Consider the following 12,254-nt stretch of genomic DNA (forward strand, 5'->3'; position numbering starts at 1 on the left):
TGTGCAACGTCCCAAAAGGTATCCGGGGGGCGATCGCCCAAAGGTGTTGGTGTTGGGAGATAAGGGGCGATCGCCGAAAGGTACGGGTGCAAGGAGATGAAGGGCGATCGCTCAGTGTTAACAACTCCAGTACACACCAGCCACCAATCATTTATCGGTTGGAGTCCAAGGTTGTCTACCGCCGCTGCAATTCACCGTTAGCCTAGTTCACGTGGAAGAGGCGGCCGTTGCGGAGTTGCACCACCGAATGATTGGACATTCGCACCAGGCGATCATCGTGGGTGGTGATGATGACCGTAATGCCCACTGCGTTCAGCTTTTTCAGAATCTTAATGACTTGCCACGAATTATCAGCATCGAGGTTCCCAGTTGGCTCGTCTGCCAACAAAATCGGCGGCGTGCTGACGATGGCGCGGGCAATGCTGACGCGCTGCTGCTCACCGCCAGAAAGTTCATCCGGGAATCGTTCTGCTTTGTCGTGCAGACCCACCATTTTCAGCGTAGGCAATAGACGGCGTTGGATTTCTCGGCGGGCATAGCCCTGAGCTTGCAGCACAAAGGCAACGTTTTCGGCAACGGTGCGGCGGGGAATCAGCTTATAGTCCTGAAACACTACGCCAATGCGGCGACGCAGCATGGACAGGCGATCGCCCCGCAAATCCGACAAGTTCGTATCATGCACCTGCACCTGCCCCTGAGTCGGTCGTTCTGCCCCATAGAGCAGCTTCAGCAGGGTCGATTTTCCCGACCCCGACGGCCCCGTCACAAACAAAAAGTCGCCACGCCTAACCTGGAGATTCACATTTTCTAGAGCGCGGCTGCCATTGGCATAAACCTTAGTGACCTGCTGCAATCGCACAATAGAATCGCGCGGGTTGGCAGTGGGAATCGTGTGGAGGCGGGACTGGACAGAGGAGAGGTCGCGCAGAGATGGGTCGCGGAGCGTGTGAATCAAGGGGCGATCGCTAACGGTGGTCATAGGAGCAAGCGGTTCTGGAGGGATGCAAGAGAAGCGAAGCGATGGCTAAGCGTAGGTTCTCGATAGCTTCAGCCTTGCCAAATAGTATCAGATGCATCTCAAAAGGGCCCATTAAATCCTACAAAGGGCGGGGAGATTCAGCCAGAACGCCAACGCGAAAACAGTCTGGCAGCGCGATCGCCCTCTCGCGCCGATGTCCCAGATCACTCGCTATAGTAAGAAGCGCATCCACCACCGGCGAAACAATCTTTCTCCAAAACCATGCAAACACGCGAACTGGGCACTTCTGGCATTCACATTACGCCCATCATCACGGGCACTTGGCAGGCTGGCAAAAGCATGTGGGTGGGCATTGAGGATGCCGAGACGATCAGGGCGCTGCGGGCAGCCTTTGAGGCGGGCATTACCACGGTGGATACCGCAGAAGTCTACGGCCAGGGACACTCGGAGCGCGTGGTCGCAGAGGCGCTGTCAGACGTGCGCGATCGCGCTGTGTACATGACCAAAGTCTTTGCCAATCATTTGAAATATGACCAGGTGATTGCAGCCTGCGAAGGATCGCTGAAAAATCTGAAAACTGACTACATCGATCTCTATCAGATCCACTGGCCCGCAGGTGCGTTCAACACCGAAATTGTGCCGATTGCGGAAACCCTGTCGGCGCTCAACGACCTAAAACAGCAGGGCAAAATCCGAGCAATTGGCGTATCCAACTTTTCCCGCGCTCAGATCGAAGAAGCGGCGCAATATGCCCGAATCGACAGTTTGCAGCCGCCCTATAATCTGTTCTGGCGGCATGTGGAAGCAGATGCCATGCCCTATTGCGTCGAGCATCACATCTCTATCCTAGCTTACTCGCCCCTAGCCCAAGGCCTGCTGACGGGTAAGTTCGGGGCAGATAAGACTTTTCCACCCGAAGATGTGCGGTCAAAAAATAAGCTATTTCACGGCGAAAACTACGCCCGCGCTCAGCAAGCCCTAGACCAGTTGCGCCCGATTGCCGAACGCTATCACACCAGCCTGGGCAACCTGGCTCTGGCATGGCTAATCGCCCAGCCCCAAACCCACGCCATCGTCGGCGTTCGCAGTGCAGAACAGGCTGTAGACAATGCTAGGGCGACAGCGGTGCAGCTTAGCCCCGACGATCTGGCCGCCATTGATGCAATCGGTCGCGGCGTGACGGATCACCTGCCCGATGCGAATCCGGTGATGTGGAATTTTGGCTAGCGGGTCGCTCAACCAGTCGGCGGATCCAGCGGTTCCAGTGGTTCAATGGCCAGCTCTCGGTAGCCCGTGGCGGGGTCGAGTTCGCGGCCAAAGCGGGCATGGGGCAGGATGCCGAGGACGATTTCAGCGGTAGTGTAAATCTGGCAGCCTGACAGCACATGCCCACCGAGGGTGCGCCCAGTGTCGTCGGCGATCGCCATGTGATAGTGCGACCCGTGCCGCGACAGCAGCCCCACCAGCGACACAATCTCAAACCGTCCGTCGTAGGTTGTGGGTTCGCTCTGGCCGGCCAGCCGCAGAACGGCACGAGTCAGGCTGCCGACGCAGGTGAAGATGCAGGCGGCTTCGAGGTTTTGGGCGATCGCCAGTGCGTCCAGTTCTGTCTTCAGGTCTTGCTGGGGCAATAGACGGAGGGCGATCGCCATCATCGGCACCGGAGTCATATTCATCAGCGTTTTAGCCCCATAGCTTACTTTGCAGCTTATTTTACCTCATGCTTTTCTCAAATTGCGCTCGCGACCATCCAACGCGACCATCCAAACAATACCCATTTTCTCAAATTGCACTCGCGGCTATCCAAGCAATATTCACAAAACCATATTCACAAAACCTGAGCCTGACAAATTGAGCCTGACAAATTGAGCCTGACAAATTGAGCCTGCGCCAGACCGTCTTAATGGGCTAGCCGTCTTAACGGGCTAACGGACTGGCGGCTAATATTTTCTAGGGGCTATTATTTGGGAAGGATTTGGGAAGCCTTCTCTTGATTTTTCAACGGTGTCAAATCACCGAGACACCTGCGCTATCCACCCAGCAGATCTATTTTTGCTCTCACCCCCACCCCCATCCCTGACCATGCCAATCTCCTTAAAGCCTTGCAAATTGAACCATCCCAGGCGCTCCCTCGGCCTCGGCGCTGCCCTGCTTTGCTGGCTGGGCATGGGGGCGATCGCTCCACTCTATGCCCAAACCACCAGCCTCAGCAATATTTCCAGCGAAGTGTTCGCCTGTATGCGCCGCAACAACCGCAGCGCCGCTGGCCATGTCATCTATGACGGCGGCAGCAGCGGGCGGCTGCTGATCTTTGCCGCTGGCGTAGGGCAAGTCGGGGAAATGAGCTATAGCCACAACGCCAGCCAAAACAGCCTCAGCGTGTCCTACGTGCGGGGTCGAGTATCGGTTGATCAGGTTCGCGGCGGCATGGAAAACACCGCCAACCGTTGCCGCAGCGGCAGCCTCAGTTGAGCGGTTTTAGATTTAGATTGTCGATTTTGGATGGATTTAGGAACTGGCACTCAAGCCAAAATCCCCAATCCAAAATCTAAACTCATTTAGCTGGAAGTCACGCGGAAGTTATACTTCGTCGGCTTTTTGCCCAGTCGCTCAAATTGAAAATAGACCACCACAGGCGCACCAAAGGTATTGGAAACGCCGTCGGTGTTAATCTGCCCCTGCCCCTTCAACACCTGGGTAAATCTCGCTTGGGGCGGAATACCAAAGCTGGGGACGCTGCCCAAGAGGGTATAGCGCACTCTGCCCTTTTGGATGCTGAATCGGAAGGCCGCAGCGGGCAGCGTCACGCCGTTGGGCACGGTCAGCGAGAAGATGTCGATCCGATCTTGACCGCTCAAGCTGTCGCGCCGTCTGAGGTTTAGCCGTCCGCCCGTATAGGTGCCCAGGCTGCGGGCCGTGGCAAAGGTGTCGTCTGAACTGCTGCGGACGGCTCGCCTGACGAGCGGCAGCGCAGACTTGCGACTGATAGACGAAAGCGACGCGCCCGCTAGCCCCGCAGAGGATGAGGAAATGCGGGACTGCGGATTGCTCTGAAAATCGTCGGATGTCATGGGGAACTCCTGGTGGGGGAAAGGGGTTTAGCTGGAAATGCAGACGAACCCAGGCGCGGCTTGCACGTCGCCTGGATATATTCGTCTACAGATTAAAATTTTCTACCATAACGCCTGCCAAACAACCTTTAGAAAGCCGTAAGAATTTGGCCGTAAGAATTTGGCCGTAAGAATTTAAGCCCGTTGAAACCAGCCCCACCGCAAACCGAATCTCCCTGATTCCCGTTTTTGCCCTGTATCTTAGGGAGAGTGACCTCTTGCGTGTGAATCATTAGATGCGCTTTCTGTTTAGTCTTTCGGGTCTGGTGGCCGCTGCGGCGGCTGTCTATGGGGCGATCGCCCTGTTGGTGGCCAGTCGCCAGCAGCAGATGATTTTCTTCCCATCGCCGACGATTACCCAAACGCCTGCCGACTTTGGGGCCGCCTATGAAGACGTGTGGCTGTCGGTGCAGCAGGGCGATCGCACGGAGCGGATTCACGGCTGGTGGATTCCCGTGCCGCCGGGCCAGCCGCAGCGGGGCGTGATGCTCTACCTCCACGGCAACGGGCTAAACATTGGCGCAAATGCAGACTATGCCGTGCGCTGGCAGCGGTTGGGGCTGTCGGTGTTCCTGTTCGACTATCGCGGCTATGGCCAGAGCGAGGGGGCGTTTCCCAGCGAGGCGGCGGTCTATCAAGATGCCGACGCGGCCTGGCGCTACCTGACGGAGGATCGCGGCATTGCGCCAGAGGAAATCCTGATCTATGGGCATTCTCTGGGTGGGGCGATCGCCATTGATCTGGGCGTGCGCCAGCCCTGTGCGGCCGGGCTGATTGTGGAAAGCTCCTTCACCTCGATCCGCGACATGGCCTATCGCACCACGCCCTTCGGCTTTTTGCCCATTGACCTGATCTTGACCCAGCGGTTTGACTCGATCGGCAAAGTGCCCCATCTGCAAGTGCCCGTCCTCTATGCCCACGGCGCACAGGATGCCCAAGTGCCCGCCGACATGAGCGAAGCCCTCTATGCCGCGACGCGATCGCCCAAAATGCTGTGGATCTCGCCCACGGGCGGCCACGCCATTGGCGATGTGGATGGCGACGGCTACGGCCAGGCAATCCGCGAGTTTCTAGATCGGTATCTGCCTGTGCGGGTTCCGCTTTAGTCCTGCCGTCATCCGGGTCAAGTCTTACGCAATCAGCACAGGAATTCGGAGCAGGGAATGGCAGAGTGGGTTACGCAGACGATGGAAGCCCTGGGCTATTGGGGCATTGGGCTGCTGATGTTTCTGGAAAATGTGTTTCCGCCGATTCCATCGGAGCTAATCATGCCGCTGGCAGGATTTACCGTGGCGCAGGGCAAGATGCAGTTTGCGCCCGCAGTGGCGGCAGGGGTGGTGGGGACGGTGCTGGGCGCTGTGCTGTGGTACGAGATTGGTCAACTCGTCAGCGAACGGCGGCTGATGCGGCTGGCCGATCGCTACGGCAAGTGGCTGGCGATTTCCGGGCAAGATATCCAGCAAGCGATCGCCTGGTTTAACCGATATGGAAAGCGGGCGGTGTTTTTTGGGCGGCTGGTTCCGGGCGTGCGGACGCTGATTTCCCTGCCTGCGGGTCTGGGCCGCATGAGCTTTCTCCCCTTCCTGCTCTATTCCACTGCGGGGACGCTGATCTGGACGCTGCTGCTGACCTATGTCGGGTTTCTGCTGGGCGATAATTACGAGCAGGTCGAACAATATCTCGGCCCGGTGTCCAAGCTGGTTCTGGTAGGACTGGCGATCGCCCTGGGGGTTTGGCTTTGGCGACGGAAACGATAGACCAGAGTGTGGATCTGGGAATTTGGATTTTGGAATTGGGATTTGGGATTTTGGTGGGCGGTCTCTTGCCCCAATCGACCAAACCAATCAACCCAACCAAACCAATCAACCCAATCAACCAAACTCCTGTTCAATAATGCGCCAGCGAGTGGCAATTACCCCCGGCTCCAAGCTCAGGCGGCTGACGACTTGTTCCATAAACGCATCGTCGCGTTCTTGTGTGACCAGTTCGGCTTCGATATTGACGCGATCGGGCTTATCCTCCAAATCTTCGCTGTAGAGCGATCGCAGCCGCAATTTTCCACTGGCGACTGCCTGGAGCAGCAGCGCCCGCACATGGGCTTCGTCCTGAGCGCGGCAGACCACCTCACAGCGATAGCACAGTTCCAGTTCTGTCCCTTTGAGGGGCTGCTGATTGATGCGATATCCCAGAGGACGCAGCAGCAAGTTGGCAACCAGCACAGCGGCCGCGCCCATCGCTGCATGAGGCAGGAGTCCTGCACCCGACAGCGAACCGATTGCCGCCGCACACCACAGCGTCGCCGCCGTGTTCAGCCCGCGCACCGTCAGGCCCTCCCGCAAAATCACGCCGCCCCCCAAAAAGCCAATTCCAGACACGACCTGAGCCGCAACGCGAGTGGGGCTGGAATCTCCCGGCGTTAGCACAGACAGCATTACAAACAGCGCCGCTCCGGTGGCCACAAGGGTATTGGTTCGCAGCCCAGCCATGCGTTGCCGCCACTGGCGCTCTAGCCCCAGCGCCGAACCGAGTAGAAACGCAATGACTAGCCGAACGACAAACTCTGTCCAGGTCATGCTCTATGCTCCTCATCTCGTCAGTGAACTGCTCAGGCGTGGACTGCTCAGGCGTGGACTGCTCAGTTTCTCAACCGCGCTCATAGGCTGAACGGCGATCGCCCCTCGCTGCGCGAATCTGCACCTGTTTGGGAGCAGACTATCCGTGTTACAGAACTTTAATTAGCATAAAGGCAGTGCCCCATTCTTTTGCGTTTGCGTCATGGATGATCCCGTGTCTCTGCATCGCGACCGCACGCCCAGTCCACGCGGCGATCGCCAAGCTGCTGGAAAGGCTCTGCGCCAGACCGTACCCCGCTCCGCCCATCGAGACTGGCATCCACAGGGCGATCGCCCCAACCCGCTGGACTTACTGGCAAAATCTAACCAGCAGCGCATCCCGAATTTAATTCCCATTCGCCACTGGCGGATGATGCAGTCTCCGTTTACCTTCATGCGCGGCAGCGCCATCATCATGGCAGCAGACCTAGCCACCACGCCGACCACGGGCATTCCGGTGCAGGCCTGTGGCGACTGCCACTTGCTGAACTTTGGCGGATTTGCCACCCCCGAACGCAATCTCATCTTTGACGTGAATGACTTTGATGAAACCCTGATTGCCCCCTGGGAATGGGACGTCAAACGGCTGACCACCAGCTTTATTTTGGCTGGTCGAGACTTGCAGTTGTCGGATCGGGACAGTTCGGAAGCAGCGCTGGCAGCCGTTCAAGCCTATCGACTGGCGATCGCCCACTTTAGCCAGATGCGAACCCTGGACGTATGGTACGCCCGTCTAGATGCCAAGGCGCTGATCAAACACGCGCCCGACGAGGCTACCCGCAGACATTGGGAAAAAATGACCACCCGGGCTTTTAACCGCACCCTGGATCGGGCGGTTGTGCAGTTGACCGAAGTCGTGGATGGACAGCGCCGCTTCATTGACAATCCACCATTGATCTATCACCTGCCCAATCAAGCCGAATATTTTGAGCAAATCAGCCTTTTGTTTGAGCAATACCGGGATACGCTTCAGGTCGATCGCCAGTTCCTACTCGATCGCTATCGCCTGGTCGATGTGGCTCTGAAAGTGGTGGGCGTGGGCAGCGTGGGGACGCATTGCGGCGTGGCGCTGCTGCTAGACGACCATGACGATCCGCTGCTGCTGCAATACAAAGAAGCCCGTCCCTCGGTGCTAGAACCCTACGCAGGCAAGAGTCCCTATCCCCATGAAGGACAGCGCATCGTCAGCGGGCAGCGGCTGATGCAGGCGGCCAGCGATCTCTTCCTCGGCTGGACGACGAATGTCGAAGGACATGACTTTTACTTCCGACAACTGAAAGATATGAAAACCGCCATCAAGCTCAAGGGAATGTCGGCCCGCAGCCTGGAAGACTATGCCGAAATCTGTGGCGCTGCCCTGGCCCGGGCCCATGCCCGCACCGGAGATCCGGTCATGATTAGCGGCTACCTGGGCGAAAGCAATGCCTTTGATCAGGCAGTGACGGATTTTGCCGTGGCCTATGCCTACCAAGTAGAGCAGGACTACCAAAAGCTGGTAGAAGCCGTGCAGTCGGGCCACATTGAGGCAATACCAGGTTAGGTGTGCAACGGCTAAAACAAGAAATACAGGTCATTCAAGTCAGCAAAGCCCGCCTGTTTACCAGTCGCCCTCCAGTTCAACCTCGCACAGTTCACAGGGCCACGTCGGATCATCAGCATCCACAACAACCCATAGCCGATGGGTGTCTGGAATTGGGCAAAGTCCTTCTACCTTACCTAAAAACAAAGCTCCATCGGGCGTGCGGAGTTCAATCCAGCGGGGGCGATCGCCCAAAATCCCAACTGCCGAACCGCTGACCACGCCATCGCGAGTAGCATCGGGCGAGTCTTCGGCGGCGGCCGAAAATAAGATACCCCTCGGCGTAACGGTGGCATCCGTAAACGTCAGCGCCAGCCCGTCTAGCTGACCCAAATCATACTGGCAGATATTTTGCAACGCAGGCGACGAGCAATGCTCCGGAGTCTCCAGATAAGATGCGAGCGCATCCCAGTCCAAATCACCTGTCGCGTTGACGGGCAGCAGCGTATCTTGCAGCGTATTTCGGGGTGCGCCGTTGCCCCGGTTGAATAGCCGAATGTGATCTGCCTGAAAAACTGCACCTTCCAAATTTAGCTCGCTCCCAGAAAACGCGGTGCAGGCTCGCAGATGAGCATAAAGCGCCGCCGCAGGTTGCAGCGTAAACCGATTGGGATCTGACCCAGGCACCATCAAGATCTGTTCTCGTCGGGCTGTTGAGCCTGAGCCAAACGCCAGGAAGATTTCTCCATCCGGTGTGGGAACCGTGGTGCAGGCTTCCAGATCCAGCTTGAACCGTTTATTGCCGCGCTGATCGTCAAACTGGCGCAGACCTCCTTCTCCAGGCGGCAGCGGAATGGCTTCGACGGCAAAGCTCTGGGGGTCAATCAGCACTAGAAAGTTGGCATCATCTTGCACCAGCGCTAGGCGATCGCCAAACCAACTTAGGCTGGAGCCTGCCCGCACATTCGGAGGGCGATCGAGGTCGGGGTTTGCGCCTTCCCGGTAGAACAGCGGCAGGCTCCGCACCACGGTCGCCCGCAAATCCGGATCTCGCAGAATGCGAATCAAGGGCACAAATGGCTTACTCAAGGGTCAATGGCTCCTAGTCATTGGGCAAATTATTTCGGAAGTGATGCACCTTGTGTAGCTGAGAATGTAGCTAAGAATGTCAAGTGCAAGACTTGCAACAAAAAGAGAATTGTGTAATCTGTGTATGAATTGCCGTAATCGCTCAAAAAAATCGGTTTTCGGATGATTTACGGACAGTTCGCGAGAGTCTTTGTAATCGAAATTTACCTTCTATCGAAATTTACCTTCTTTTGTTGCCATGTTTGAACTTGAATCGTTGCTCCTCGGTCTTGAACCCGTGACGGCTGTTGCGATTGGCGCAGGGGCGATTTTGCTGGCTCCACTCGTGGATGTATTGGGCGATGCTTTGAAAGAGGATGAACGGCTCAGCAAGTTTGGCGAATCTGTGAAGACCTCAGCCCGTCAAGCCACCAAGGATGCCTTGGTTTGGGGGATCGACCTAGTGGACAACGTGCAGTCAGGGATTGCAGAAGCCCAGGAGTCCTTTAACGATCTGCTGGCAGAAGCCCGCGAAGCCAGAGACATGAAGGTTGCCCAGAAAGAATCCGAAACCTTTACGCCCCGTTCAATCAATGTCGAGGCGGAATAGCTAGCTTGGGTCGGCTTTGTCGCTCTTGGATTCGCAAAGTTCTCACTGAAAAGTTTAGCAATGGTTTCTGGTAGTACCTTGGGGCGATCGCCCAATGAGGCAGACGGTTCTGCAATGTTCGTTTCTGGTTCTGAGGAAAGTGGTGAAGCAGATGCTGAACCTAGCCGGGAGGTAGCCTCGAAATTGCAGATGGGGCCCTTGAGGTCTTTGGTTCACTATGAGGTGGTTCACCGCACGGCTCATCGGATTAGGCTACGCATTCCGCTGTTGAAGGTGGATGAAGACTATGGTCAGGTGCTATGTTGCCTGGTCGAGCGCCTTGAGGGCGTGGAGTCAGTTCGCTGTCAACCTTTAGCCCAGTCGTTGATTGTAGAGTACGTCAAAGGAACGGACTCGACGGAAGAAACCGAGCGCCACCTCTTCAGGGCCATTCAGCAGGCGCATCAGATTGATCTACTAGAAGATGTCGTCCAGGCAACCGGCAAAGCTTCGACATCGGAACCGCAGGGGGTGGATCTAGTAGCTCGGCTGGGTCTGCCGGTGACGGGGTTGCTGCTGGGGTTTGGAGCCATGATGGGGTTGCCCCTGCCTGGGTTGGTGGTGGGCGGTATTATTTTGGCGGGCACGCGCCCGGTCTATGATCGCGCCATGACCGCCCTGTTCAAAAATGGCGAGCTGGCCATCGACCTGCTGGATGCCTTGGCGATTACTCTGCACACTCTGGAGGGCAACTTCTTTGCCCCGGCCCTGATGCTGGGCATGGTGGAGGGGGGCGAGGCCATTCGCGACATCACCGCCCGGGGCAGCGAGCGGGCCTCTCTGGACTTGCTGAGCTGTCTGGGCACCGAGGCCATCGTCGAGCGGGATGGCCGGGAGGTGAAGATTCCGATTGACCAAGTGGTGGTGGGCGATCGCGTGGTGGTCTACCCCGGCGACCAGATTCCGGTGGATGGCTCTGTGCTGCGCGGCTCTGGCCTGGTGGATCAGTGCAAGCTCACGGGCGAGTCGATCCCCATTACTCGCGGCGTTGGGGAGGATGTCTTTGCTTCCACCATTCTGGTGGACGGGCACTTGTGCATCCAGGCGGAGCGCATTGGCGCAGACACGCGGGCAGGGGTGATCGCCAGCCTGATGCAGGAAGCCCCAGTGTACGATACGCGGGTGTCCAACTTCGCCACCAAGGTAGCCAATCAACTGGTGGCCCCGACCCTGCTGGCCTCGGCGGTGGTGGGGACGACGACCGGGGATGTCAGCCGCGCCATTTCGATTTTGACCCTGGACGTGGGGACGGGCATTCGGATCTCGGTGCCCACCACCATCCTCTCGGCGCTGACCTATGCGGCCCGCAACGGGGTGCTGATCCGCACCGGGCGCACCATCGAGCAGTTGGCCGAGGTGGATGCCATCGTCTTTGACAAGACCGGCACCCTGACCGAGGGCCGAGCCGGGGTTACCGACATCCACGTGCTGCTGCCAGAACTCTCCCGCCGCGAGGTGTTGAGCCTGGCCGCCAGTGCCGAGCAGGGATTGACCCACCCGGTGGCTGAGGCAATCATTCGCCACGCCAAGGACGAAGGAGTTCCCTTGATGCCCTGCCGGGCGTGGGAATACCATGTGGGCCTGGGGGTGGAGGCCCAGATCGACGGGCGGCAGGTCTGGGTGGGCAGCCACCGACTCATGGCCCAACGGGGCATTCGGCTGGACGAGTTGCACCACCGCTACCCCGATTTGGAGGCAGGCCCTCACTCGCTGGTGTACGTGGCGCTGGGGGATGCCTTGGCCGGGGTTATCCTCTACAGCGACCCGATTCGGGCGGAGAGTCTAGCGGTGGTGCAGGCGCTCCAGGCCCAGGGCATTGAGGTGTACGTGCTGAGCGGCGACGAGGCGCGGGTGGTGCGGGCGGTGTCCCATAGCTTGGGCATTCCCCCGGAGCGGGTCTACGCCGAGTCGTTTCCGGAGCGCAAGGTGGAGGTGGTCAAGGCGCTCCACAACAGCGGCAAAACCGTGGCCTTCTGCGGCGACGGCATCAACGACTCTGCTGCCCTGGCCTACGCCGATATCTCGATTTCCTTTGCGGGGGCCAGCGGCATCGCCCGGGAAACGGCGGACGTGGTGCTGATGGAGGACAACCTGACTCAGCTAGAAACTGCCATTGCTATTGCCCGCAACGCGATGGACATTGTTAACCAGAACATTGCCCTGGTGATCTTGCCCAACGTGGGGGCAGTGCTGGCGGGGGTGTTTCTGGCGATCAATCCGATCCTGGCGATTTTGATTAACAATGGCTCTGCAATTCTAGCGGAACTGAACGGTCTGCGCCCGCTGCTGGGGCCGACGGGGCTGCCCGACTGGCTCC

Annotated in this window: 12 protein-coding genes; 7 read left to right on the top strand and 5 right to left on the bottom strand. The window is 58.0% G+C overall.

Translation table 11 applies throughout. The features are described from left to right. Positions 1-202 precede the first annotated feature (202 nt). On the bottom strand, positions 203-979 hold the full coding sequence (gene ftsE / locus IGS51_RS00160; protein ID WP_297074739.1) for a cell division ATP-binding protein FtsE: 777 nt from the start codon (positions 977-979) through the stop codon (positions 203-205). 261 nt (positions 980-1,240) lie between these two features. On the opposite strand from ftsE, the gene IGS51_RS00165 reads away from it, so the two are divergent. Beyond that, positions 1,241-2,206: an aldo/keto reductase gene (locus IGS51_RS00165; protein WP_297074740.1), complete on the top strand. Its 966-nt coding sequence runs from the start codon at positions 1,241-1,243 to the stop codon at positions 2,204-2,206. An 8-nt stretch (positions 2,207-2,214) separates the two neighbouring features. On the opposite strand, the gene IGS51_RS00170 is transcribed toward IGS51_RS00165, so the two are convergent. Next, positions 2,215-2,655 (bottom strand): PPC domain-containing DNA-binding protein, encoded by a 441-nt coding sequence (locus tag IGS51_RS00170; protein WP_297074741.1) that lies wholly within the window; start codon positions 2,653-2,655, stop codon positions 2,215-2,217. A gap of 406 nt (positions 2,656-3,061) precedes the next feature. Here IGS51_RS00170 and IGS51_RS00175 point away from each other — a divergent pair, with 406 nt between their 5' ends. Further along, entirely contained in the window at positions 3,062-3,451 is a 390-nt protein-coding gene (locus IGS51_RS00175) for a hypothetical protein (protein ID WP_297074743.1), read from the top strand. Positions 3,452-3,537: 86 nt separating this feature from the next. Here IGS51_RS00175 and IGS51_RS00180 read toward each other — a convergent pair whose 3' ends face one another. Next, the gene (locus IGS51_RS00180) at positions 3,538-4,050 is read right to left on the bottom strand and encodes a hypothetical protein (protein WP_297074745.1); all 513 of its coding nucleotides are present in this window, start codon (positions 4,048-4,050) and stop codon (positions 3,538-3,540) included. Positions 4,051-4,325: 275 nt separating this feature from the next. Between IGS51_RS00180 and IGS51_RS00185 the strand changes: the two genes are divergently transcribed. Continuing rightward, positions 4,326-5,195: an alpha/beta hydrolase gene (locus IGS51_RS00185; protein WP_297074746.1), complete on the top strand. Its 870-nt coding sequence runs from the start codon at positions 4,326-4,328 to the stop codon at positions 5,193-5,195. A gap of 57 nt (positions 5,196-5,252) precedes the next feature. Beyond that, a complete protein-coding gene (locus tag IGS51_RS00190; RefSeq protein ID WP_297074748.1) occupies positions 5,253-5,846 on the top strand; it encodes a DedA family protein in 594 nt (197 codons plus the stop codon). A 114-nt stretch (positions 5,847-5,960) separates the two neighbouring features. Here the strand turns inward: IGS51_RS00190 and IGS51_RS00195 are convergent, their stop codons facing one another. Continuing rightward, complete coding sequence (locus tag IGS51_RS00195) at positions 5,961-6,662, bottom strand: MgtC/SapB family protein (RefSeq protein WP_297074749.1); 702 nt, start codon at positions 6,660-6,662, stop codon at positions 5,961-5,963. Between the two features lie 202 nt (positions 6,663-6,864). On the opposite strand from IGS51_RS00195, the gene IGS51_RS00200 reads away from it, so the two are divergent. After that, positions 6,865-8,241 carry a DUF2252 domain-containing protein gene (locus IGS51_RS00200; RefSeq protein WP_297074750.1) on the top strand — a complete coding sequence of 459 codons (1,377 nt, stop codon included), beginning with the start codon at positions 6,865-6,867 and terminating at the stop codon, positions 8,239-8,241. 57 nt (positions 8,242-8,298) lie between these two features. On the opposite strand, the gene IGS51_RS00205 is transcribed toward IGS51_RS00200, so the two are convergent. Continuing rightward, complete coding sequence (locus tag IGS51_RS00205) at positions 8,299-9,309, bottom strand: hypothetical protein (protein WP_297074752.1); 1,011 nt, start codon at positions 9,307-9,309, stop codon at positions 8,299-8,301. Between the two features lie 238 nt (positions 9,310-9,547). Between IGS51_RS00205 and IGS51_RS00210 the strand changes: the two genes are divergently transcribed. Together IGS51_RS00210 and IGS51_RS00215 are read left to right on the top strand one after the other, a co-directional pair. Continuing rightward, positions 9,548-9,898, top strand: a complete 351-nt coding sequence (locus IGS51_RS00210) for a hypothetical protein (RefSeq protein ID WP_297074753.1) — start codon at positions 9,548-9,550, stop codon at positions 9,896-9,898. A gap of 60 nt (positions 9,899-9,958) precedes the next feature. Then, positions 9,959-12,254 (top strand): heavy metal translocating P-type ATPase (locus tag IGS51_RS00215; RefSeq protein WP_297074754.1); only part of this gene is annotated, 2,296 nt, incomplete at its 3' end.

The sequence above is a fragment of the Thermoleptolyngbya sp. M55_K2018_002 genome, from assembly GCF_015295965.1.
GTDB lineage: Bacteria > Cyanobacteriota > Cyanobacteriia > Elainellales > Elainellaceae > Thermoleptolyngbya > Thermoleptolyngbya sichuanensis.